This window comes from Paenirhodobacter sp., assembly GCF_047600745.1.
GTDB lineage: Bacteria > Pseudomonadota > Alphaproteobacteria > Rhodobacterales > Rhodobacteraceae > Rhodobacter.
This window is the reverse complement of the sequence record NZ_JASGKI010000004.1, coordinates 1,233,505-1,256,057: the sequence shown is the minus strand read 5'-3', so window position 1 is coordinate 1,256,057 and position 22,553 is coordinate 1,233,505. Positions and strand designations below refer to the sequence as shown.

The following is a 22,553-nucleotide window of genomic DNA, read 5'->3' as shown; positions in this document are numbered from 1 at the left end:
CTCAGTGCGGGATGCCGCGGCGCTTCGCTTCGTAGTAATAGCCGCGCGCATACCAACCGACGGCGGCATCCTCGCTGCCGTCCGCCACCTGCCACGCGCCGCTCAGATACTTCACGGCATATTTCAGGTTGGTCTCGGCATCGAGCAGATCCTGCGCGCCGCCGCCATGGCCCATGGCCTTCGCGGTGCGCGGGTCGATCTGCATCAGGCCCATGTAACGGCCATTGCGGGCCTGCGGGTTGTAACCGCTTTCGCGCTTTACCACGCGATGCACCAGCGTGCGCGGAACCTTGTAGTGGTCGGCGTATTTATTGATGAGATTGCGCAGTTCCGGCGTTTCCCCGCGATAGAGCGGCAGGGCATCCGGGGCCATGTTCTTCGACGAAGCATGCGGGGTCGTGCCACAGGCGGTCAGGGCGACCACGGCGGTCAACGACAGCAGAACCTTGCGAAAATACATCAGGGCGCTTTCTCCGCTCTCTCTCATCGCGCATTGAAATACAGGCGCGAAGGCGAGGCTCAAAGCACGCTGGACGGGCGTCGGCGAAGCTCCGCCGGGCAGTTTCGCGCGCAGCGCCGGGGTGTGGGGGACGCCGCCGTTCGGAGCGGGGCAGGAGGGCAGGGATTCAGCCTCCTTTAGGAAATTTGTGTCGGCCATCGAATCGGTTGAAGGCGGTCTTCTAAATTTACTCATTAAAAACAGTTGATTGCATGGCGATTTCTTGGCTGTTGCAGGCTCCCTGCGGAAGGGGATCGGTGCAGGATTCTCGATCGCATCACCGGGCGAAATCATCGCGAATATTCGGATCGGCGGATTTTCGCCAAAACTGCCTGCGGGGATCCGCCGATGGTGCCGATCCCGCCGAAAGGCTGGGCGAATCGGCTGTCCCATGGGGAATCAGGCCCGCATAGCCGGATTACAGGGCCCGGGCGCCCGTGGCGGTTTTCAGGGCCGGATCGGGTGCGGCGACCGCCGCGATGCCTGGATGAAAGGCCCCTTGCCTTCAGCCCCCGCCCGCTGAAGATCACCCGCCGCATTGACACCCGGCTTCATACGCGCTCCCCTTGACTGGGAACTGGGAACTGGGAACTGGGAACTGGGAACTGGGAACTGGGAACTGGGAACTGGGAACTGGGAACTGGGAACTGGGAACTGGGAACTGGGAACTGGGGGCTGGGAACTGGGGGCTGGGGCTGACCTCTATTTCGACCGGACAGTTGGGCATAGTCATGGAGGCTCACACCGCGAGCACGGGGTTTAATCCTGTTGCTCGGGAGAATTCGCGCAGGGATGCGATCCCCCCCTGTCCTGTCCGACGTTTTCGTGTTGCTGATTGGTTCGGAGTCCGGATCTGATGGGGAGACTTGCGGCGGGCAGGGTCGGTTTGACATCCGGGGCCTGCTCATGAACTATCCCGCTCCCCGCTCCCCGCTCCCCGCTCCCCGCTCCCCGCTCCCCCGCTCCCCGCTCCCCGCTCCCCGCTCCCCGCTCCCCGCTCCCCGCTCCCCCGCTCCCGCTCTCCGCTCATCGGTCCGCACCATGCCCACGCTCGTTCTCTATTCCGCGGCCGCCCTTGCAGAAATCGGCGGGTGTTTCGCCTTCTGGGCCTGGTGGAGGATGGGGCGTTCGGTGGTCTGGCTCGCGCCGGGGATGGTGTCGCTGGCGCTGTTCGCCTGGCTTCTCGCGCAGAGCCCGGCGGATCAGGCCGGGCGGGCCTATGCCATTTATGGCGGTATCTATATCGTCGCCTCGCTTGCATGGCTCTGGCTGGTCGAGGGACAGGCGCCCGACCGATGGGATCTGATGGGGGCGGCGCTGTGCCTGTGCGGGGCGGCGGTGATCCTCTGGGGGCCGCGAACGATCTGATCAGACACCCAGCTTGCCGCGTACGAAGGCCGCCAGATCCGCCGCCGGTCGCACCCCCGCCGCGCGGGCGATTTCCCGGCCCGCGGCGAACAGGATGAAGGCCGGAATGCCTTGAATCCCATATCGTTGCGCTGCCTCCGGATGGGCCTGCGTGTCGATCTTTGCCAGCCGGACCCGCGGCGCGAGCATCCTGGCGGCGGCCTCGAATTGCGGCGCCATCTGCCGGCAGGGGCCACACCAGGGCGCCCAGAAATCGACCAGCAGGGGCAGATCGTCGCGCGCCGCCTTGCGCAGGGTCGCGCCGTCGATCGCCATGGGCCGCGCAGAACAGAGCGCCGCCCCGCAGATGCCGCATTTCGGCCCGCCTGCCATCCGGTCGGCGGGAACCCGGTTCGCCTGCCCGCAGGCCAGGCATGTCACACGCAATGCGCTGGTCATTGCCATCCTCATACATGCCGCTGGCGGAATATATTGGCGGCCCGGGGCGGCGGGCAAGGCTCAGCCCTTTTTCTTTTTCTTCTTCCGCGGCGGTTCGGAGGACAGGATCTGTGCCAGTTGCCGGGGCTCCAGTTGGGCCAGCCGGGCCAGCCCTTCGGAGGCACTGGTCGCCACGGCCGCGAGTGCGGCGACATGCGGATCCGTGGCCTCGGCCCGCAGGCGATCGGCGAGGGGGGCGAGGTCGCGTCGCTGCCGCGCCGCGAGGATCTGCCGCAGCAGCGCCCAGGGGTCCGGATCGGTGGTGAAATAATCCTTGCGCGACCCCGGGCTGCGGGCGGTTTGCACCAGTCCGAGCGCGCGCAATTCCTTCAGCGCGACCGAGATGTTGGAGCGCGACAGGCCGAGCCGCGCCACAAGGTCATCCGCCGAGGGCGCCTGTGCGGCGCGCCAGATCGCGCCCAGGCATTGCGCGGCGGGGCGGCTGAGGCCGAGAACGGGCGCCATCTGAGCGAACAGGGCGGGGAGGTCGCGCGACAATGGGGTTCCTTCCGGCTGAACGTTTGCACAATGCGCAGCCGGAAGGCCGGGCGCAAGCCTCACTCTTGGGTCAGGCAGTCCCGGATCGTTTCCGACAGGCTCCGGAGGATGCGGTCATACAGATCCGGCCCGGCGTCCAGCTTCGATCCTTCGGGATCGAGCGCGCCGCCGATCCGCACGCCCGTCCCCTCGGCCAGCCGGTCGAGCGGGCGGGGGTCGTGATTCGCCTCCGGAAAGGCGCAGGCGACCGCATCGTGCGCCAGCCCGGCCCGCAACTCCGCCAGATGGGCCGCACCCGGCTCCGCCGCATCGCCGAGCGACAGCGCGCCCGCGACATCGAGCCCGTAATGCGCGGCGAAATAGCCATAGGCCGCGTGAAACACCACGAAGGGGCGCCGCGCGACCGGGGCCAGTTCGTCCTTCAGTGCCCCGTCCAGCGCAGCGATCCGGGTCCGGGCGGCTTCGGCATTGGCGGCATAGGTCTCGGCGTGTTCGGGATCCAGCGCGGCGAGGTGCTGCGCGATCGTGCTCAGCCAGGTCCGCGCATTGTCCGGGTCGAGCCAGGCATGCGGGTCGGTCCCCTCGTGATGGTGGCCGTCCTCTTCGTGATCATGGTCGTGATCGTGGTCCGCCTCCGGTGCGTAATCCCGCAGCTGGGTGCCCTTCGTATGCAGCAGGGGCAGGCTGTTCTTCGCCCCCGAAGCGGCCGCGGCACGGTTAAGCCAGGGCGTCATCTCCGGCCCGATCCAGATCAGCAGGTCCGCATCCTGCAACGCCCGCGCCTGCGACGGCTTCATCTGATAGCTGTGCGCATTCGTGCCCGGAGTGAGCAGCAGCGCGGGGGCGCCAAGATCCCCCATCACCTGCGCCACGAGCGACTGCACCGGCGGGATGTCCGTCACCACCTTCGGCACCTCGGCGCGCGCCAGCGCGGGCATCGCGGCCAGGGCCAGGACGAGACAGGACATGCGCATGGGATACCTCTTCGGTCTTGTGGTTGGGGAGGGGTGTATTTACGTTACACGATAACGCGTCAAGAGAAATGTGATAAGGTGACATTGCCATGTCGGACGACAGCCCCTTCGCCTGCCACGACCACAGCCATTGCGCCGCCGACACGCTGGCCCGGGCCGAGGCAGAGGCCGCGCGGCTTGGCCTGCGGCTGACGCCGGTGCGGCGCCGGGTGCTGGAAATCCTGCTGGAGTCGCACCGGGCGATGGGCGCCTATGAGGTGCTGGACCGGCTGGCTTCCGAAGGTTACGGCAATCAGCCGCCGGTGGCCTATCGCGCGCTGGAATTTCTGGTCGAGAACGGGCTGGCGCATCGGGTGCGGCGGCTAAACGCCTTTGCCGCCTGCATGCATCCGGGCGAGGCCCATGCCCCGGTGTTCCTGATCTGCCGCGTCTGCGATGCGGTGGCCGAGGCGCCGGGTGCCCCGGTCCGCGATGCGCTGGATACGGCGGCGGCTGCGCTTGGCTTTACCGTCGAGCGCGCGAATATCGAGGCTCTGGGCCTGTGCCCGGCGTGCAAGGCGGCTTCATGACGCCTTTGATCTCCGCGCGCGGACTGAGCGTGCGCCACGGCGAGGCGGTGGTGCTGAGCCATGTCGATTTCGACATTGCCGCGCGCGAGATCGTCACCGTGATCGGGCCGAACGGATCGGGCAAGTCCACGCTGATCCGGGCGCTGATCGGGCTGGAACCGGCGGCGGAGGGGCGGGTGGTGCGGCAACCCGGCCTGTCGATCGGCTATGTGCCGCAGAAGCTCCATATCGACGCCAGCCTGCCGATGACGGTGCGCCGCTTCCTGTCGCTGCCCAAACGGGTGACGGATGCCGAGGCCGGGGCGGCGCTGGCGCGCACCGGGGTGCCGGGGCTGGGCGGGCGGCAGATCACCGGCCTGTCGGGCGGGCAGTTTCAGCGCGTGCTGCTGGCGCGGGCGCTCTTGGTGCGGCCGCAGATCCTGATCCTTGATGAGCCGACGCAGGGGTTGGACCAGCCCGGCACGGCGGCCTTCTATCGGCTGATCGAGCAGGTCCGGGCAGAGACGGGGGCCGCGGTGCTGATGGTCAGCCATGACCTGCATGTGGTGATGGCCTCGTCGGATCGGGTGATCTGCCTGAACGGCCATGTCTGCTGCGCGGGCACGCCCCGCGTGGTGTCCGAGGCGCCGGAATATCGCGCGCTGTTCGGGCTTGGTACCGGCGGGGCCTTCGCGCTGTATCAGCACATCCACGACCATGATCACGAAGGCGACGCGGGGCATGGGCACGACCATACCCATCCGCATGTCGCCCATCCGGGGCATCCTCATGCTTGACGATTTCCTGATCCGTGCGGCGCTGGCCGGGGTGGGGGTGACCTTCGCCACCGGGCCGCTGGGGTCTTTCGTCGTGTGGCGGCGGATGGCCTATTTCGGCGATGCGACGGCACATGCCGCGATCCTGGGCGTGGCGCTGGCCTTCGGGCTGGGGCTGCCGCTTTACGCGGGGACGCTGGCGGTGGCGCTGGCGATGGCGGTGCTGGTGGCCTGGCTCGCGGGGCGGGGGCAGTCGGTGGATACGGTGCTGGGGGTGCTCGCGCATGCGGCGCTGGCCCTCGGGCTGGTGGTGGCATCCTTCGTGTCCGGGCTGCGGGTGGATCTGTCGGCCTTCCTGTTCGGCGATATTCTGGCGGTGAGCCGGGGCGATATCGCGGTGATCTGGGGCGGGGCGGCGCTGGTTCTGGGGCTGCTGCTGTGGCGCTGGCAGGCGCTGCTGACGGCGACGGTGAACGAGGAACTGGCGCGGGCCTCGGGCCTGAATCCACGGTTCGAGCGGCTCGTGCTGACGCTGGCGCTCGCGCTGACGGTGGCGGTGGCGATCAAGATCGTGGGGGCGCTGCTGATCGCGGCGCTGCTGATCATCCCGGCGGCGGCGGCGCGGCGCTTTGCCCGGGTGCCGGAGACGATGGCCCTCGGTGCGGTGATCGTGGGGGCGGCGGCGGTGCTGCTGGGGCTTTGGGCTTCGCTGACCTGGGACACCCCGGCGGGGCCGTCGATCGTTTCCGCCGCCGCAGGGATCTTTGCGCTGTCGCTGCTGATCCGGCGGGGCTGAGGGGTGAGAGGCTGGACATCGACCCAAGCGGGGCTCGTTGCGGCTGCTTCCTTCCGGACCTGACCGGGTTGGCGAGGCGCTCGCCCGCGCCAACCTCTCAAGGCTGCATATAGGCAAAGGCGGCGGGATTCGCAACCCCGCCGCGTGGCTCATCCGGGGGTGCGTTCGGCCCAGCCCGCAAAGGTGCGCTCCAGCGCGACCACGGCGTAGTAAAGCACGATGCCCAGGAAGGCCAAGGCGATCAGCACCGCGAACATCAGCGGATAGTCCGAATTCGTCTGCCCCGACAGGAACAGCGCGCCCAGACCCTTGCCATGGGGGGAAACGATCTCCACCAGATTGGTGCCGATGAAAGCCAGCGTGACCGAAACCTTAAGCGCGCCGAAGAATTCGGGCAGGGTCTTCGGCAGGGCAATCTTGCGGAAGATCGTGAATTTCGACGCGCCGAGCGCCGCGAGAATGTCGCGATATTCGGGTTCCAGCGTCGACAGCCCGATCCCCACCGACACCGCGATCGGGAAGAAGGAGATCAGGAAGGCCATCAGCACCGTGTTGAAATCATGCTGCCCGATGAAGATCAGCGCGATCACCGGCACCAGCGTCGCCTTCGGGATCGCATTGAAGCCGACGAGCAGCGGATACAGCCCCTCGCGCGTGACCTTGGAAAACCCCATGACCATGCCGAGGAAAATCCCGAACACCACCGCCAGAGCCAGGCCCAGAACGGTGCGCCACAGCGTCTGCCAGCCCATTTCAAAGAACAGCACCCGGAATTTCCAGAAGGCGGGCGGCAGGTCGGAGGGCGAGGCCATCTTGTAATTCGGCCACTGGTTCACCCAGACCAGCGCCTCCCACAGGCCGAGGAACAGCGCGATCGCCAGAAGCGGCACGCCGATTTTCTGCATGCTGTCCATCAATGCGCCCCCCCGTCGCGGCCCTGAGCGATGCGGATCTGTTCGCGCAGGAGATGCAGCATGTCGACCGCCTTCGGTTCATAGAGAATGTCGATCGTGCGGTCGGCGGGCAGGTCCACGTCCAGCACATATTGCGTCTTTGCCGGCCGGCCCGAAAGCACGATGACCTGATCGCCCAGAAACACGCTTTCGCGCAGGTCGTGGGTGATCAGCACGCAGGTGAAGGGCTCCTTCGCGCGCAGGTCGCGCATCGTCTGCCACAGATCCTCGCGGGTGAAATTGTCGAGCGCGCCGAAGGGTTCGTCCATGATCAGCACGTCGGGTTTATGCACGATCGCGCGGCACAGGCTTGCGCGCTGACGCATCCCGCCCGACAGTTCGGAGGGGCGTTTCGCCTCGAACCCTTTCAGGCCGACCATCTCCAGCAGGCGCATCGCGCGGGCCTGGGCTTCGGCCTTTTTCATGCCGGGGGCGACGATCTCCAGCGGCAGCATGACGTTTTCAAGGATCGTGCGCCATTCCAGCATGACCGGATTCTGGAACGCCATCCCCACCGTCTTGCGCGGGCTGGTGACCTCCTGCCCGGCGAGGATCACGGTCCCCGCATCGGGCCGCATCAGGCCCGAGATCAGCCGCGTCAGGGTGGATTTTCCGCAGCCGGACGGGCCGACCACCGCGCAAAATTCGCCCTGCGGCACGGTGATGTCCAGCCCGTCCAGAACCGGCAGCGGGCCGTTGCGGGTTTTGTAGGCGTGGCGCACGCCCTGAATGTCGATGAATTTCTTCGCAGCCGTCTGCATCGAAGGCACTCAGTCGATCTTCAGGCTGCCGTCCGTCGGCAGATAGGAGGCGTCGAAATAGAGCGTCGCATCCGGCGCGGTGTTGAATTCATAAACCGTCTTCATCTGTTCGATCGCCTTGGCGAAACGCGCGTCGTCGATACCGCCGATGCCGTGGTCCCGGACGTAATCGGTCAGGACATTGCCCGTGATCGACAGGCCAAGTCGCTTCGTTTCGAGTGCCTCGTCCGCGGCCGGGTTGCGCTTCATCAGCGTGTCGATCGCGGTCTTCGGATCGGCGATGGTTTCCTTCCAGCCCTTCGCGGTGGCGCGGATGAAGCCGGTGACCGCCTCCGGGTTCTTCTTCGCGAAATCGGTGTTCACGATCACAGCATTGCCGTAAAGCGCCACGCCGTAATCCGACATCAGCAGCACGGTGATGTCCTCGGGCGGCACGCCCAGCCGTTCGGTCGAGAGCGAGGAGGTGAAGGAGAAGCCCGTCACCGCCTGCACCTTGCCCTCGGCCAGCATCGGTTCGCGCACCGGGAAGCCGACCGGCTCGACCGTGATCTTCGCCATGTCGAGCCCCTGTTCCGCCGCGAAGATCGGGAACTGCGCCCAGGCGCCATCCGGCGGCGGCGCCCCGAGGCTCTTGCCCTCAAGATCCTTCGGCGTCTCGATGCCCAGCGACTTGCGCCCGACCACGGCGAAGGGGGGCTTGTCGTAGATCATCATCACCGCCGTCACCGGCGCGCCGGGGTTCTGGTCGAGGAATTTCATCAGCGAATTGATGTCGGTGAAGCCGACCGGAAAGGCCCCCGTCGCCACCTTCGGAATCGCATCGAGCGACCCCGCCCCCTCGGTCACCGTGACCTTCAGCCCCTCGGCCTCGTAAAACCCCTTGTCCACCGCGAGCGTATAGGGCGCCGCCGGTCCCTCGAATTTCCAGTCGAGGGCAAAGGGCATGGCGATCTCGGCCTGAGCCGCGGAAACGGACATGCCCGTAAGCAGGGTGGCGGCAAGGGCGCGGTGGAACATGGTGGACTCCTTATGCGATTGTCCCGCCGATCCTGCCCGCCATGGCGGGGCGGGGAAATCCGCCCGGCGCGGGGGCAGGGGAGAACGTCGCAGGTTTGCCCTGAAACTGTGCGTTCAGCGGATGAATGCACAAAAAATGCCCGAATGCACAAAGGCGCGGCAGGAATGTCAGAAATCAATCCGAATCCGAAGGAAGCCGTCGCGGGTCACGTCCTGCTCCGACAGGCGCACGCCCTCGGCCTCCTCCAACCGGCCACGGGCGCGGGGCGAGGTCTCGAACCAGGCGGATGTGCCGGGCAGCGATGCGAATCGCCAGACTTGCCGCGCCCGCAGCTGCACCAGCGGCTGGCGGGCGGCCTCCTCCAGCAGCACGTCCCAGGCGGTCCGGCGCCGGTCCAGCGGGACTTCGGGGGCCTGACCCGTCGGAAAACAGCCGGTTCCGGAAATGCGGAAATCGTTGGTGGCGACGATGAATTCATCGCCGGGGCGGACCGCCCGGCCCGCGTGGCGCAGATCGCGGATCCGCTGTGCCTGCGGCGCGACGAGAAGCCCCATGCGCATTGTAGCGCGCGGGCTGGCTCGGGTCGATCTCATAGGTCAGGCCGTGGAAGATGTCGAAGTTGTAGCTCGGGAAGGCGGGGTTCAGCAGCGGCTGGCCGGTCCCCCCGGGCGCGACTTGCAGGAAGGCCGCCGCGGCCCGTTCCAGCCATTCGGTGATCTGCGCGCCGGTCAGCCGCACAGCGGTCACCGTGTTCGGGAAGGCGTAGAGGTCGAGCACATGGCGCACCCGCAACGGGCCGGGCGGGATGTCGATGAAATGATCCGGGCCGCCCCGCGCGCCGCATTTCATCGGCGTGACTGCGCAAAGCAACGGCAGATCCGCCTCCGGCTGCCCCGCAAGCGCGCGCCGCACATGCGCGGCCTTCGCCTCCGCGATCAGGTGCAGGGCCGCGTCCGGCGCCACCATCGAGAAGAAACTTTGCAGCGGCGTGGCGCAGCGGCTCAGCACGCGCGACAATTCGGCCATGATCTCGGCATGCGGCTCGGCCCCCAGAGCGACGATCCGGGGATCCTCCTCGGTCTGGCAGGTGAAGCGCCCCGGCCCGGCCCGCTGCGCGACAGGCCGCAGCGTGCTGTTCGCGCCCTCGACCCGCCAGCCGCCATTGTCACGCCGCCGCAGGGTCAGGTCCATCACCCCCAGATGCGACCCCCACCGCCCCGGCAGGATCACGGGTTTACCATTGATATTGCCCCGCTCCGGATCGTCGCCCGGGGGCGGGAAGGCGATGTGGCTATGGCCGCAGACCAGCGCGTCGATGCCCTCGACCGCCGCGAGTTTGCGGCCCACATGCTCCGGATCGTCCCCGGCATCGCCAAGGCCGGTATGGGCCAGCGCGATGACGACATCCGCCCCGGCGGCGCGCAGGCGCGGAACCTCCAGCCGGGCGGCCTCGACGATGCCGAGGGTGGTGACGCTTCCGGCCAGATGCACCCGGTCCCAGTTCACCGTCTGCGGCGGCAGGAAGCCGATCACCCCGATCCGCAACCGCTGCGGCAGGCCGGCTTCGTCGGTAACCTCGCGCTCCAGGATGATCCAAGGCGGCAGCATGTGCCCCGCGCCCTCCCACAGGGCATTGGCGCAGACGAAGGGGAACTGCGCGTCGCGCAGCACCCGGTGCAGATAGTCCAGGCCGAAGTTGAATTCGTGGTTGCCCGGCGTACCCGCATCGTAGCCGAGCGCATTCATCGCCGCGATCATCGGATGGGTCTCGCCGCAATGGATGCCGCGCCGCTGACCCCAGAAATCGGCGAGCAGCGAGCCTTGCAGGAAATCGCCGTTGTCGAACAGCAGGCAGTTGGGCGCTTCGGCCCGGGCGCGCGCGATCAGGCTGGCGACACGGCTCAGCCCGGTATCGGGCGACGGGCGGTTGCGGGTGTAGTCGTACCCCAGCAGGAAGCCGTGAAGGTCCGTCGTCGCCATCACGCGCAGGGCCACGGTGCCTTCGCCGTCGTGGCGCGTGGCCGGGGGTTGTCCGGGCAGGAAAGCGGTGTGGGGGCTGTGGCTGTCGAACTGGGCAGCGAAGGACTGACAGATCGAGCCGCTGCCCTCGTCCCGGCCGTTCCAAAACATCATCCGCTGTCCCTCTCGGGCCGTTTCCGGCCCCTGAATGCTTCTGTTGCCGGGTTCCGCGATCTTCCGGCGACTCAACCATGAAGGTTAACGGGATGTCGACGAGAAACAACCCGTGGTTGTTTCCGGCGTGGGAAAGCTGCGCGGATTGCGCAGAATTGCAACACACTGGCGTCAAACTTGACCATATGGCAGAGAGAGACGCAGGTTCCGCTACCGTCGGAGGCAGCATGACAGACAGGCCGACCGTTTCCGATCCCGCATCCGGGATCCTGTTCGATCCGCGGGAGGGGCTGGCCTTCGCCGGATCGGGCCTTGACCGGGCGGTGGGGGTGCGGGCCGATCCCGGGGCGCTCGTGCGGCTGGCCGGGATGGCGGGGACACGGATCCTGCCGTTGTGGCGGGGCCGGGCGCTGCTGTCTCCGGGCGGAACCGATCCCGTCATCGGCGCGGGGCTCGCGGCGCTGCGGCCCGGAGCTCCGCTTCTGGATTTTGCGCAGGGGCCGCCGCTGTTTCTGGGGCTTTCCGGGGGGCAGGCGGTTTTCATGCAGGACGTTTCGCCGTGGGAACCCGAAGGCGAGGGCGATCCGGTCCCGCCGGGAGCGCCGCCCGGGGTGGCGTTCGGAGAGTTGCGCGGCGCGCTGCTCCAGATGGATGCGCGGGCGGGCGAGTTGATGGCCATCGGCCGCGCGCTGCTGCAATGGCACGAGGGCCATGGCTTTTGCGGCAAATGCGGGGCGCCGACCCGGGCGACGCTGGGCGGCTGGCAGCGCCACTGCCCGGCCTGCGACACGCATCATTTTCCGCGCACCGATCCGGTTGTGATCATGCGGGTGACGCGGGGCAATGCGGTGCTGATGGGGCGGTCTCCGGGCTGGCCCGAGGGCATGTATTCCTGCCTTGCGGGTTTTGTTGAGCCGGGCGAAACAGTCGAAGCCGCGGTCCGGCGCGAGGTGGCCGAGGAAACCGCCATCCGGGTCGGCGCGGTGCGGATGCTGGCATCGCAGCCCTGGCCCTTCCCGATGCAGCTCATGCTGGCCTGCGAGGGGGAGGCGCTGAGCGCGGAGATCACGCTGGATCCGGTGGAACTCGAAGATGCGCTCTGGGTCGGGCGCGAGCGTCTGGCCGGGATTTTCGCGGGGACAGATCCGGTGATCCGGGCCCCGCGCGCCGGGGCCATCGCGGGGTGGATGCTGCGCGGCTGGCTCGCGGATCGGGATGGTTAGCGGTGATTCACTCTTTGTTCGCGATTGTGCCGGTATGGTGGCCCGGTCGCATAGGGGGGAGCCCGGAATGAAATTCACCAGCCGCACCGACATCTCCGCACCGGCGGAGGCCGTATTCGATCGCATGGCCGACTTTTCTCCCTTCGCGGCGGAGGCGGGGCGCCGGGGCCTGCGCCTGCGCCGCACGGACGGCCTGACCCAGCCGGGGCCGGGCATGACGTGGGAGGTCGATTTCCGTTTTCGCGGCAGGATGCGGCATCTGGACCTGCGCGCCAGCCGGTTCGTGCGGCCGGAACAGATCGAATACCATGGCGAATCGACTGGCTTCGAGATGGTCGGGACCGTGCAGGTCGTCGCCTTGTCCCCCGCGCGGACGCGGCTGCATGTCGGGGTGGAACTGCGGCCGCGCTCGCTCGGTGCGCGGATCCTGCTGCAATCGGCCCGCCTGGGGCGGGTCCGGATACAGCATCGGTTCGACGAGCGGATCGCGCTGTTCGCGACGATGGTCGAGGAACAATTGCTCGGGGTCTGAGGTCAGCCGAACCGGCGCGGATCCGCCGGGTAGACGCCCAGCAGGCTCATATGGGTGGTGAAATAGCCCAGTTCATCGAGCGCCAGGCGGACATTGGCATCGTCGGGATGGCCCTCGATATCGGCATAGAACTGCGTCGCGGTGAAATTGCCATCGACCATGTAGCTTTCCAGCTTCGTCATGTTCACGCCATTGGTCGCGAAACCGCCCATCGCCTTGTAGAGCGCGGCGGGGATGTTGCGCACGCGGAAGACGAAGGTGGTCATCATCCGTTCCGCCCGGCGCGACGGGTCGGGTTCGCGCGACATGATCAGGAAGCGGGTGGTGTTGTGGGCATTGTCCTCGATGTCGCGGGCCAGAACCTCCAGCCCGTGGATGTCCGCCGCGATTTCCGAGGCGAGAACCCCTTCGCCCGGCGCATGGCTGCGGGCGAGGTCGGCGGCGGCGCCCGCGCTGTCGGCGGCGGCATGGCCGCTGATTCCGTGGCTGCGCAGGAAGCCCGCCGATTGCGGCAGCAACACCAGATGGGCGCGCACGAGGCGGATCTCCTCCAGCTTGCGCCCCGGCACGCTCATCAGCGCGATCCGCACCCGCACGAAGGCTTCGTCGATGATATGCAGGCCGGATTGCGGCAGCAGCCGGTGGCTGTCGGCCACGCGGCCATAGGTCGAATTCTCGACCGGCAGCATCGCCAGATCGGCCTTGCCGGAGCGCACCGCCTCGATCACGTCCTCGAAGGTCGGGCAGGGCAGGACATCCATGCGCGGGCGGGCGTTGCGGCAGGCCTCATGCGAATAGGCGCCAAGGTCGCCCTGAAAGGCGATCACTCCGGTCCGCTGGGTGGTCATGGCGTCCTCCTTCTGACTGCCGTTTCCCTATAGCGGGCGGGCCGGGAAATGGAAGCGGAACCCGTCATGCGTCACGGAGCCGCACCCACAAGGTCGGTGTCAGGCTTGCGGGACGCGAACTTCCTTGAAAAAAGCGCGGTGAAACGGGATACATACATGTAACCGGATTGTGATCCGATCCAGCCAATCTCAGGGAGGAGTCATGTTGAATACGACGACTGTTACCAAGGCTGCTGGCGCCGTTCTGGGTGCCTTTCTGTTCTTCCTGCTCGGGAGCTGGGCCTCGGCGGCGCTGTTCACCATCGGCTCTCCCGCGCATGGGGCGGCCGAGGAGGGCGAGGAAATCGCGCTGATGACCGCCGCGCCGGGTGGCGTGGGCGGCGGCGACGGCGGCGGCGCGGCGGCCGAGGAGGCGCCCAAGGTCGTGCTGGGCGAGGGCGACCCGGACAAGGGCGCCAAGGTCTTCGGCAAGTGCAAGGCCTGCCACAAGGTCGATGGCAAGAACGCCACCGGCCCGCATCTGGATGGCGTTGTGGGCCGGCCGATCGGCTCGGTCGAGGGCTTCGCCTATTCGGATCCGGTCAAGACGCATGGCGACACCTGGACGCTGGAACATCTGGACAACTATCTGGCGGACCCGAAGGGCTATATCCCGGGCAACAAGATGTCCTTCGCGGGCCTGCCGAAGCCCGAAGATCGCGCAAACGTCATCGCCTATCTGCAAAGCCTCGCGCATTGAGGCGGCACAGGCGAATCGAAGGGCCGTCCCACGGGGCGGCCCTTGGCATTTCATAAACTCTCACGCAGATGCAACTTGCACCCCGGCGCGATGCGTCCTTAGCTTGGGGCGGAACGAAGGGAGAGCTGGATGCAGGTTCGGAAACGCGGCGCGCTGCGCAATGTCGGGGCGCTGGTGCTGGGGGCGGCCCTCTGGGCGGCGGTCGCGGGGCCGGGAACGGCGGCGGATACGGTGACCGCGGCGGCGATCTCGACGCTGGGCGATCTGAAATATCCGGCGGATTTCACGCATCTGGACTATGTAAATCCGGACGCGCCGAAGGGCGGCGAGATTTCGGAATGGTTCACCGGCGGGTTCGACAATTTCAACCCCTTCACGCTGGAGGGACGGGCATCGCGGCTGTCGTCGCTGCCGCTCGAAGCGATGCTGGAGGGGACCGCCGACACGGTGGGCGAGGCTTACTGCCTGCTGTGCGAAAGCCTGGAATATCCGGCGTCGAAGGACTGGGTGATCTTCACCCTGCGCGACGGGATCCGGTTCTCCGACGGCACGCCGATGACGGCGGAGGATGTGCTGTTTTCCTATGAGCAGCTGCGCGACAGGGGGCTGAGTTCGTTCCGCGCGGTGGTGGCGCAGCAGGTCGCCTCCGCGGAGATGCTCGACCCGAAGCGGATCAAATTCACCTTCACCCCGGATTACCCGCGCCGCGATGTGATCCAGTCCGTCGGCAGCCTGCCGGTGTTCTCGAAGGCGCAGTTCGAGCGCGCGGGGCTCGACCTCGGCAAGGCGTCGGCGGTGCCGTTCATCGGCTCCGGCCCCTATGTCTTCGGCAGCTCCAAGGATGGCCGCACCGAAATCTGGGCGCGCAACCCCGACTATTGGGGCAAGGATCTGCCGATCAACCGCGGTCGCGCCAATTTCGACCGGATCCGGATCGAATATTACGGCGACTATCAGGCCGCGTTCGAGGGGTTCAAGGCGGGATCCTATACCTTCCGGAATGAGGCGTCGTCGCTCCTGTGGGCCTCGGCCTATGATTTCCCGGCGCTGACCAAGGGGTGGGTGACGAAGGCCGAACTGCCGAATGGCGACGTCGCCTCCGGTCAGTCCTTCGTGATGAACCTGCGCCGCGACCGGTTTCAGGACATCCGCGTGCGCGAGGCGCTCGGCCTGATGTTCAACTTTGAATGGTCGAACGAGACGCTGTTCTACGGCCTTTACAGCCGGGTGAATTCGGTCTGGGAGAATTCGCCGCTGGCCGCGCAGGGCACGCCCACGCCCGAGGAGATCGCGATCCTGAAACCGCTGGCCGCGGATCTGCCGGAGGGTATTCTCGACGAGCCGGCTGTGCTGGCGCCGGTTTCGGGCAAGCGTCAGCTCGACCGGGGCAATCAGCGCAAGGCGGCGGCGCTTCTGGATGCGGCGGGCTGGGCCCCGGGCGCGGACGGCATGCGCCGCAATGCGAAGGGCGAGACGCTGAGGGTCGAGATCCTGAACGACAGCCAGACCTTCGACCGGGTGATCCTGCCCTATGTCGAGAATCTGCGCGCGCTCGGTGTCGATGCCTCGATGGCGCGGGTGGACGATGCGCAATATGAAAACCGCCGCCGCAAGCATGATTTCGACATGATCACCGCGCAGCTTGGGCAGGATGAAATCCCCGGCGCCGGGTTGCAGCAGTATTTCGGCTCGCAAAGCGCGGGCGATGTGTTCAACGGCATGGGGCTTGCCAATCCGGCGGTGGACAAGCTGATCCGGCTGGTCGAGGAAGCGCAGACCCGGGACGAGATGACGCCCCGCGTCCATGCGCTTGACCGGGCGCTGCGGGCGCTGCGCTTCTGGGTGCCGCAATGGTACAAGGCCAGCCACACCGTCGCCTATTACGACATGTATGAGCATCCCGAGACCCTGCCGCCCCATGCTTTGGGGGAACTGGACTTCTGGTGGTATAACGCGGACAAAGCCGCGAAACTGAAGGCGGGCGGCGCATTCTAGGCGATCCGCAGCAAGAGTGAGGGCAGGGGCAGATGGGCGCCTATATCCTGAGGCGGTTGATGCTGGTCATCCCGACGCTGTTGGGGATCATGCTGGTGAATTTCACGCTGACCCAGTTCGTTCCCGGCGGGCCGATCGAACAGATCGTCGCCCGTGTGCAGGGGGAGGCGGATTCGCTGCGCAACATTTCGGGCGGCGGCGATGCCGGGCAGTCGCAGGGCGACGATACCGGCTATCGCGGCGCGCGCGGGATTTCGCCCGAGCTTCTGGCGCAGCTGGAGGTGCAGATGGGCTTTGCCCGCATCACCTGCCCCGAAGGCGTGGTGCCCGACCTGAACAACCCGGCCTGCACGAAGGAGCCGATCCCCGCCTGGCAGCGGTTCTTCAAGATGATCGGCGACTACCTGACCTTCGATTTCGGCAAGAGCTTCTTCCACAACAAGACGGTGATCGACCTGGTGCTGGAAAAGATGCCGGTGTCGATTTCGCTCGGGCTGTGGTCGACGGTGCTGGCCTATCTGATCTCGATCCCGCTCGGCATCCGCAAGGCGGTGAAGGACGGATCGCCCTTCGACACCTGGACCTCGGGCGTGATCGTGGTGGCCTATGCGATCCCGGGCTTCCTGTTTGCGGTGATGCTGATGGTGCTGTTCGCGGGCGGGTCGTATTGGAAGATCTTCCCGCTGCGCGGCCTGACCTCGGACAATTTCGAGAAGCCTCAGCATGATGGGAAAGGCGCTCGACTACCTGTGGCACATCACCCTGCCGACCGTGGCGATGACGATTTCCGGCTTTGCCACGATGACGCTGCTGACGAAGAACTCGTTCCTTGAGGAAATCAACAAGCAATATGTGATGACCGCCCGGGCCAAGGGGCTGTCCGAACGGCGGGTGCTTTACGGCCATGTGTTCCGCAACGCGATGCTGATCGTGATCGCGGGCTTCCCGGCCACGTTCCTGGGCGTGTTCTTCGGCTCCTCGATCATCGTCGAGACGATCTTCTCGCTCGACGGGCTGGGGCTTTTGGGCTTTCAGGCGGCGGTGGAGCGGAATTACCCGGTGATCTTCGGCACGCTTTACGTTTTCGGGCTGATTTCGCTGGTGGTGGGGATCCTGTCGGACATGACCTATGTGCTGGTCGATCCACGCATCGACTTTGAAAAGAGGGCCGGATGATGACGCCCCTTGCCGCGCGCCGCCTGCGGAACTTTCGCCAGAACCGCCGGGCCTTCTGGTCGCTGATCCTGTTTTCGGTGCTGTTCGTGCTGTCGCTCTTCGCCGAACTGATCGCGAATGACCGGCCGATCGTCGTCAGCTATCGTGGCGAGCTATATTTCCCGGTTTACAAGTTCTACCCGGAAACCACCTTCGGCGGCGATTTCCGCACCGAGGCGCTGTACAAGGATCCCGCGCTGCAATGTCTGATCAAGACCGGGGGGCGGGAGGAGTGCTGGGACGATCCCGAGGCGGTGGAGGCCGAAGGCGCCACGACGGAGAAGGCGGGTTGGCTGCTCTGGCCGCCGATCCCCTACAGCTACCGCACGATCAACAATGTCGGTTCGGCGCCCTCGGCCCCCGATGCGAATCATTGGCTCGGCACCGATGACACGGCGCGCGACGTGCTGGCGCGGGTGATCTACGGGTTCCGGATCTCGGTGCTGTTCGCGCTGGTGGTGACGGTGATCGGCTCGGCCATCGGCATCGCGGCGGGCGCGGTGCAGGGCTATTTCGGCGGCCGCACCGACCTGATCGTGCAGCGGCTGATGGAGATCTGGTCCTCGACGCCCTCGCTTTACGTCATCATCATCCTGTTCGCGATCCTGGGGCGGAGCTTCTGGCTTCTGGTCTTCATCGTGATCCTGTTCGGCTGGCCCGCGCTGACGGGCGTGGTGCGGGCCGAATTCCTGCGCGCGCGAAATTTCGAATATGTCCGGGCGGCCCGGGCGCTCGGGGTGAGCGACCGGGTGATCATGTTCCGCCACATCCTGCCCAATGCGATGGTGGCGACGCTGACCATGCTGCCCTTCGTCATCACCGGGGCGATCTCGACGCTCGCCTCGCTGGATTATCTGGGCTATGGGCTGCCGTCTTCGGCGCCGTCGCTGGGTGAGCTGGCGTTGCAGGGCAAGCAGAACCTTCAGGCGCCCTGGCTCGCCTTCACCGCTTTCTTCACCTTTTCCATCATGCTGTCGCTGCTCGTCTTCATCTTCGAGGGCGTGCGCGATGCCTTCGACCCGAGGAAGACCTTCCGATGAGCCCGGTCCTTCAGGTCGAGAACCTGCGCATTTCCTTCCGCGCCGATGGCCGGGTGGTGCCCGCGGTGAAGGGCGTGAGCTTTGCCGTGGGCAAGGGGGAGACGGTCGCGCTGGTCGGGGAATCCGGGTCGGGAAAATCGGTCACGGCGCTGTCCACGGTGGCGCTGCTGGGGCCGAATGCGGTGCTGGAGGGCTCCGTGCGTTATGCCGGACGCGAGATGATCGGCGCATCCGAGCCGGAGTTGCGCCGGGTGCGGGGCAATGACATCAGCTTCATCTTTCAGGAGCCGATGACCTCGCTCAACCCGCTGCACACGATCCAGAAGCAGATCGGCGAGAGCCTCGCCCTGCATCAGGGGCTGGAGGGTGCGGCGGCGCGGGCGCGGATCATCGAATTGCTGGAGCAGGTCGGCATCCGCGACGCCGAAAGCCGGCTGGACGATTACCCGCATCAGTTGTCGGGCGGGCAGCGTCAGCGGGTGATGATCGCGATGGCGCTGGCGAATGGGCCGGAACTGCTGATCGCGGACGAGCCGACGACCGCGCTTGACGTGACGATTCAGGCGCAGATCCTTGAACTGCTGGCCGATCTGAAGCGTGAGACAGGGATGAGCCTGCTGTTCATCAGCCACGATCTGGGCGTGGTGCGGCGCATCGCCGACCGGGTTTGCGTGATGCAGAACGGCGAGATCGTGGAACAGGGCCCGGCGGCGCAGATCTTTGCCGATCCGCAGCATCCTTATACCCGCAAGCTGCTGGCGGCAGAGCCGAAGGGCCGGGCGGAGCCGATCGCGGAGGCGGCGCCGGAACTGCTGCGGGCCGATCATCTGAAGGTCTGGTTCCCGATCAAGCGCGGCCTGCTGCGCCGCGTGGTGGGCCATGTGAAGGCGGTGAACGACGCGACCCTTTCGGTGCGGGCGGGCGAAACGCTGGGGATCGTTGGCGAATCCGGCTCGGGCAAGACGACGCTGGCGCTGGCGCTGATGCGGCTGATCGAAAGCGAAGGGCCGATTGTCTTCATGGGGCAGGAGATTTCCGGCTGGCAGAGCCGCCAGCTGCGCCACCTGCGCCGCGACATGCAGATCGTGTTCCAGGATCCGTTCGGCGCGCTCAGCCCCCGAATGACGGTGGAGCAGATCATCGCCGAGGGGCTGACCGTCCACGGGGTCGAGCCGGGGCGCGACCGGCGCGAAATGGTGGCGGAGATCATGCGGGAGGTGGGCCTCGACCCCGCCGTGATGACGCGCTATCCGCATGAGTTTTCCGGTGGGCAGCGGCAGCGGATCGCGATTGCCCGGGCGATGATCCTGCGCCCGAAGGTGGTGGTGCTGGACGAACCCACTTCGGCGCTCGACATGACGGTGCAGGTGCAGATCGTGGACCTGCTGCGCGATCTGCAACGCCGCCACGGGCTGGCCTATCTGTTCATCAGCCATGATCTGCGGGTGGTGAGGGCGCTGTCGCATCGGGTGATGGTGCTGCGGCAGGGCGATGTGATCGAACAGGGCTCGGCGGCGGAAATCTTTTCTTCACCGAAAACCGACTATACCCGGGCGCTGATCAGGGCAGCGCTTGGGGAGATGGCTTGAGGATTCTGTTCGTCCATCAGAACTTTCCGGGGCAGTTCCTGCATCTGGCCCCGGCGCTGGCGGCGCGGGGGCATGAGGTTCTGGCGCTGACGGCGGAGGGGAACGACCGCCCCTCGCCGGTGCGGGTGGTGAAATACCGCAGGCCGGATCCGGTGGGTGGCGATCGCCGCGCGGGCCGGATGTATGCCGAGGCCTGCGCGCGCGGCTATCGGGCGGCACGGGCGGCGCGTCAGCTGCGGGCCGAGGGATATGTGCCCGATGTGATCTTCGGCCATTCCGGCTGGGGCGAGACGCTGTTTCTCAAGGAGGTCTGGCCCGAGGCGCGGCTGATCGTCTATGCCGAACTGATGTATCGCACGGAGGGGCTCGACACCGGGTTCGACCCGGAATTCGGCGGCGATAGCCTTGAGGCGCGGGTTTCCACCGTGGCGCGTTCGGCGCATCTGGTTCAGGCGATGGTGCAGGCCGATGCCGCGCTCAGCCCGACGGAGTTTCAGGCCGCGACCTTCCCGCCGGAACTGCGCGCGAAGATCACTGTCTGCCACGACGGCGTGGATGTGCGTCGCCTCGTGCCGGATCCGGGGGCCAGGGTCACGGTGGATGGCCGGACCTTCCGCGCGGGCGATGAGGTGATCACCTTCGTCAACCGCTCGCTGGAGCCGTATCGGGGCTATCACATCTTCATGCGGGCGCTGCCCGAGGTGCTGGCGGCGCGACCCGAGGCCCATGTGCTGATCATCGGCGCCGAAGGACAGAGCTATGGCGCCCCACCTCCGGAGGGCAGTTGGAAACAACGGTTCTGGGACGAGGTGAAGGACCGGCTCGACCCTGCCCGCGTGCATTTCCTCGGCCGTGTGCCCTATGCCGATTATATCCGCGTGTTGCAGGTGGGGCGGGTGCATGCCTATCTGACCTATCCCTTCGTGCTCAGCTGGTCGCTGATCGAGGCGATGAGCCTGGGCGCGCTGGTGGTGGGATCGGATACCGGCCCGGTGCGCGAGGTGATCACCGAGGGCGAGACCGGGCGGCTGGTCGATTTCTTCGACGTGTCCGGCTGGTCGCGGGCGCTGATCGCGGCACTGGCGGACCCGGCGGGGCAGGCGCCCCTGCGCGCGGCGGCGCGGGCAAGGGCGGCGGATTATGCGTTGGACCGTTGCCTGCCGCGGCTGGTCGCCCTCGCCGAGGGGGGTCAGATCGCCGAACTGTGACCCGCTTTCGACAGGTCGTAGGCGTCGAAGGCACGCGCGATCATCCGGGTGAGCGGCCGCCCCGCCACGGGGATCGACAGGCCCTCGGGCGTGACCCGGACCATATCGCCGAAATGCCCGACACAGGCGGCGAACATCGCCCGCAGCGCCGCCGGATTGGCGCCGTAATCGCGGATCAACTCCTCCGCATCGACGTGGAAATCGCACATCAGCGCCTCGATCAGCCGGGCGCGCATCCGGTCCTCGCCGCTGAAGGCATGGCCCCGCGCAGTCGAGAAATGCCCTTCGCGGATCGCGCCGACATAGGCCGATGTCGCCGAAGCGTTCTGCGCATAGCCCTGCGGGAAGCGCGAAATCGAACTGGCGCCAAGCCCGACCAGCACATCGGCCAGATCGTCGGTATAGCCCTGAAAATTCCGCCGCAGCAGCCCGGCCTTCTGCGCCTGTGCCAGCCCGTCCGAGGGCAGGGCGAAATGGTCGATGCCCACTTCGGCATAGCCATCGGCCACGAACAATTCCCGCGCGGTTTCGAACAGGGCCAGCCGTTCGGGCGGCGTCGGCAGGTGGTCGGACGGGATCATCGTCTGCCGCCGCGCCATCCACGGCACATGCGCATAGCCGTAAAGCGCCACCCGGTCCGGGTTCAGCGACAGCAGCTTCTGCACCGACTGCGCGATCTTTTCATTGGTCTGGAACGGCAGGCCGTAAAGAATATCGGCGTTCAGGCTCTCGACCCCACGGTCGCGGATCATCTCGGCGGCGGCGCGGGTGACCTCATAGCTCTGGTCGCGGCCGATCACGCCCTGAATCTGCGCGTCGAAATCCTGCACCCCGATCGAGGCGCGGTTCATCCCGCTCGCCGCCAGCGCATCCATCCGGGCGGCGTCGATCTCGTTCGGGTCGATCTCGACCGAGAATTCAGCGCCTTCGCCCATCGGTACCGTCTCGAAAATCGCATCGGCCAGCCGCCGGATCATGTCGGCGGGCATCAGCGTCGGCGTGCCCCCGCCCCAGTGCAGCCGCGACAGCGTGATCCCCGGCGCGAGCCGCGCCTTCAGCAGCTTCAGCTCCCGAAGCAGCACTTCGGAATAGGCGCGCACCGGCTCTTCGCTTTGTGTTCCCTGCGTGCGGCAGGCGCAGAACCAGCACAGCCGACGGCAGAACGGCACATGCAGGTAGAGCGAAATCCTTGATCCCGAAGGGATTTCCTCGATCCACCGGGCAAAGTCTCCGGCCCCTAACTGGGTGTTGAAATGCGGTGCAGTCGGATAGCTGGTATAGCGCGGTACGCGCGCATCGAAGAGTCCGAGCCGGGCGAGTTGCGATTCCTGTTCCATGCGCTATCTTTATGTGCAAGACGCGC

General features: G+C 66.7%; 22 protein-coding genes, 1 other RNA gene and 1 pseudogene. 12 read left to right on the top strand and 12 right to left on the bottom strand.

Annotated elements, in window-relative coordinates:
* Nucleotide 1 precedes the first annotated feature (1 nt).
* On the bottom strand, nucleotides 2-892 hold the full coding sequence (locus QM789_RS14940) for a transglycosylase SLT domain-containing protein (RefSeq protein WP_420352655.1): 891 nt from the start codon (nucleotides 890-892) through the stop codon (nucleotides 2-4).
* Nucleotides 893-1,540: 648 nt separating this feature from the next.
* Between QM789_RS14940 and QM789_RS14935 the strand changes: the two genes are divergently transcribed.
* Complete coding sequence (locus QM789_RS14935; protein WP_420352654.1) at nucleotides 1,541-1,867, top strand: YnfA family protein; 327 nt, start codon at nucleotides 1,541-1,543, stop codon at nucleotides 1,865-1,867.
* Here QM789_RS14935 and QM789_RS14930 read toward each other — a convergent pair whose 3' ends face one another.
* Genes QM789_RS14930 through QM789_RS14920 form a run of 3 tightly spaced genes read right to left on the bottom strand, consistent with a single transcriptional unit; the run spans nucleotide 1,868 to nucleotide 3,810 of the window.
* Nucleotides 1,868-2,305 carry a thioredoxin family protein gene (locus QM789_RS14930; protein WP_420352653.1) on the bottom strand — a complete coding sequence of 146 codons (438 nt, stop codon included), beginning with the start codon at nucleotides 2,303-2,305 and terminating at the stop codon, nucleotides 1,868-1,870. It abuts the gene before it with no gap.
* A 60-nt stretch (nucleotides 2,306-2,365) separates the two neighbouring features.
* Nucleotides 2,366-2,842 carry a GbsR/MarR family transcriptional regulator gene (locus tag QM789_RS14925; protein WP_420352652.1) on the bottom strand — a complete coding sequence of 159 codons (477 nt, stop codon included), beginning with the start codon at nucleotides 2,840-2,842 and terminating at the stop codon, nucleotides 2,366-2,368.
* 59 nt (nucleotides 2,843-2,901) lie between these two features.
* Nucleotides 2,902-3,810 carry a zinc ABC transporter substrate-binding protein gene (locus QM789_RS14920; protein WP_420352651.1) on the bottom strand — a complete coding sequence of 303 codons (909 nt, stop codon included), beginning with the start codon at nucleotides 3,808-3,810 and terminating at the stop codon, nucleotides 2,902-2,904.
* A 95-nt stretch (nucleotides 3,811-3,905) separates the two neighbouring features.
* On the opposite strand from QM789_RS14920, the gene QM789_RS14915 reads away from it, so the two are divergent.
* Genes QM789_RS14915 through QM789_RS14905 form a run of 3 tightly spaced genes read left to right on the top strand, consistent with a single transcriptional unit; the run spans nucleotide 3,906 to nucleotide 5,936 of the window.
* On the top strand, nucleotides 3,906-4,385 hold the full coding sequence (locus tag QM789_RS14915) for a Fur family transcriptional regulator (protein WP_420352650.1): 480 nt from the start codon (nucleotides 3,906-3,908) through the stop codon (nucleotides 4,383-4,385).
* The gene (locus tag QM789_RS14910) at nucleotides 4,382-5,161 is read left to right on the top strand and encodes an ATP-binding cassette domain-containing protein (protein ID WP_420352649.1); all 780 of its coding nucleotides are present in this window, start codon (nucleotides 4,382-4,384) and stop codon (nucleotides 5,159-5,161) included. The genes QM789_RS14915 and QM789_RS14910 overlap by 4 nt, the downstream gene beginning before the upstream one ends.
* Complete coding sequence (locus QM789_RS14905; protein ID WP_420352648.1) at nucleotides 5,154-5,936, top strand: metal ABC transporter permease; 783 nt, start codon at nucleotides 5,154-5,156, stop codon at nucleotides 5,934-5,936. Before QM789_RS14910 ends, QM789_RS14905 begins: the two co-directional genes overlap by 8 nt.
* Nucleotide 5,937: 1 nt before the next feature.
* On the opposite strand, the gene ffs is transcribed toward QM789_RS14905, so the two are convergent.
* The 6 genes from ffs to QM789_RS14875 form a co-directional block, all read right to left on the bottom strand.
* Nucleotides 5,938-6,036: signal recognition particle sRNA small type (gene ffs / locus QM789_RS14900), an RNA gene on the bottom strand.
* Nucleotides 6,037-6,085: 49 nt separating this feature from the next.
* The gene (locus tag QM789_RS14895; protein WP_420352647.1) at nucleotides 6,086-6,850 is read right to left on the bottom strand and encodes an ABC transporter permease; all 765 of its coding nucleotides are present in this window, start codon (nucleotides 6,848-6,850) and stop codon (nucleotides 6,086-6,088) included.
* Complete coding sequence (locus QM789_RS14890) at nucleotides 6,850-7,650, bottom strand: ABC transporter ATP-binding protein (protein WP_420352646.1); 801 nt, start codon at nucleotides 7,648-7,650, stop codon at nucleotides 6,850-6,852. Before QM789_RS14890 ends, QM789_RS14895 begins: the two co-directional genes overlap by 1 nt.
* Before the next feature lie 9 nt (nucleotides 7,651-7,659).
* Nucleotides 7,660-8,667 (bottom strand): ABC transporter substrate-binding protein, encoded by a 1,008-nt coding sequence (locus tag QM789_RS14885; RefSeq protein WP_420352645.1) that lies wholly within the window; start codon nucleotides 8,665-8,667, stop codon nucleotides 7,660-7,662.
* A gap of 168 nt (nucleotides 8,668-8,835) precedes the next feature.
* Nucleotides 8,836-9,222, bottom strand: coding sequence for a hypothetical protein (locus QM789_RS14880; RefSeq protein WP_420352644.1), 387 nt, complete (start codon nucleotides 9,220-9,222; stop codon nucleotides 8,836-8,838).
* On the bottom strand, nucleotides 9,143-10,801 hold the full coding sequence (locus QM789_RS14875; RefSeq protein WP_420352643.1) for a bifunctional 2',3'-cyclic-nucleotide 2'-phosphodiesterase/3'-nucleotidase: 1,659 nt from the start codon (nucleotides 10,799-10,801) through the stop codon (nucleotides 9,143-9,145). Before QM789_RS14875 ends, QM789_RS14880 begins: the two co-directional genes overlap by 80 nt.
* A gap of 227 nt (nucleotides 10,802-11,028) precedes the next feature.
* Between QM789_RS14875 and nudC the strand changes: the two genes are divergently transcribed.
* Nucleotides 11,029-12,024, top strand: a complete 996-nt coding sequence (gene nudC / locus QM789_RS14870) for an NAD(+) diphosphatase (RefSeq protein ID WP_420352642.1) — start codon at nucleotides 11,029-11,031, stop codon at nucleotides 12,022-12,024.
* Nucleotides 12,025-12,091: 67 nt separating this feature from the next.
* Nucleotides 12,092-12,556 (top strand): SRPBCC family protein, encoded by a 465-nt coding sequence (locus tag QM789_RS14865; RefSeq protein ID WP_420352641.1) that lies wholly within the window; start codon nucleotides 12,092-12,094, stop codon nucleotides 12,554-12,556.
* Nucleotides 12,557-12,558: 2 nt separating this feature from the next.
* Here QM789_RS14865 and QM789_RS14860 read toward each other — a convergent pair whose 3' ends face one another.
* On the bottom strand, nucleotides 12,559-13,404 hold the full coding sequence (locus QM789_RS14860; RefSeq protein ID WP_420352640.1) for a prephenate dehydratase: 846 nt from the start codon (nucleotides 13,402-13,404) through the stop codon (nucleotides 12,559-12,561).
* 202 nt (nucleotides 13,405-13,606) lie between these two features.
* Between QM789_RS14860 and QM789_RS14855 the strand changes: the two genes are divergently transcribed.
* The 6 genes and pseudogenes from QM789_RS14855 to QM789_RS14830 all read left to right on the top strand — a co-directional run bounded on the left by QM789_RS14855 (nucleotide 13,607) and on the right by QM789_RS14830 (nucleotide 21,190).
* Nucleotides 13,607-14,143 carry a c-type cytochrome gene (locus QM789_RS14855; RefSeq protein WP_420352639.1) on the top strand — a complete coding sequence of 179 codons (537 nt, stop codon included), beginning with the start codon at nucleotides 13,607-13,609 and terminating at the stop codon, nucleotides 14,141-14,143.
* 129 nt (nucleotides 14,144-14,272) lie between these two features.
* The gene (locus tag QM789_RS14850; RefSeq protein ID WP_420352638.1) at nucleotides 14,273-16,138 is read left to right on the top strand and encodes an extracellular solute-binding protein; all 1,866 of its coding nucleotides are present in this window, start codon (nucleotides 14,273-14,275) and stop codon (nucleotides 16,136-16,138) included.
* A gap of 32 nt (nucleotides 16,139-16,170) precedes the next feature.
* Nucleotides 16,171-17,314 (top strand): annotated as a pseudogene (locus QM789_RS14845) (microcin C ABC transporter permease YejB).
* Nucleotides 17,311-18,393 carry an ABC transporter permease gene (locus QM789_RS14840; protein WP_420352637.1) on the top strand — a complete coding sequence of 361 codons (1,083 nt, stop codon included), beginning with the start codon at nucleotides 17,311-17,313 and terminating at the stop codon, nucleotides 18,391-18,393. Before QM789_RS14845 ends, QM789_RS14840 begins: the two are co-directional and overlap by 4 nt.
* Nucleotides 18,390-19,982: an ABC transporter ATP-binding protein gene (locus tag QM789_RS14835; protein WP_420352636.1), complete on the top strand. Its 1,593-nt coding sequence runs from the start codon at nucleotides 18,390-18,392 to the stop codon at nucleotides 19,980-19,982. The genes QM789_RS14840 and QM789_RS14835 overlap by 4 nt, the downstream gene beginning before the upstream one ends.
* Entirely contained in the window at nucleotides 19,979-21,190 is a 1,212-nt protein-coding gene (locus QM789_RS14830) for a glycosyltransferase (RefSeq protein WP_420352635.1), read from the top strand. Before QM789_RS14835 ends, QM789_RS14830 begins: the two co-directional genes overlap by 4 nt.
* Here the strand turns inward: QM789_RS14830 and hemN are convergent.
* Nucleotides 21,172-22,527, bottom strand: a complete 1,356-nt coding sequence (hemN, locus tag QM789_RS14825; protein ID WP_420352634.1) for an oxygen-independent coproporphyrinogen III oxidase — start codon at nucleotides 22,525-22,527, stop codon at nucleotides 21,172-21,174. The genes QM789_RS14830 and hemN overlap by 19 nt on opposite strands.
* Nucleotides 22,528-22,553 lie beyond the last annotated feature (26 nt).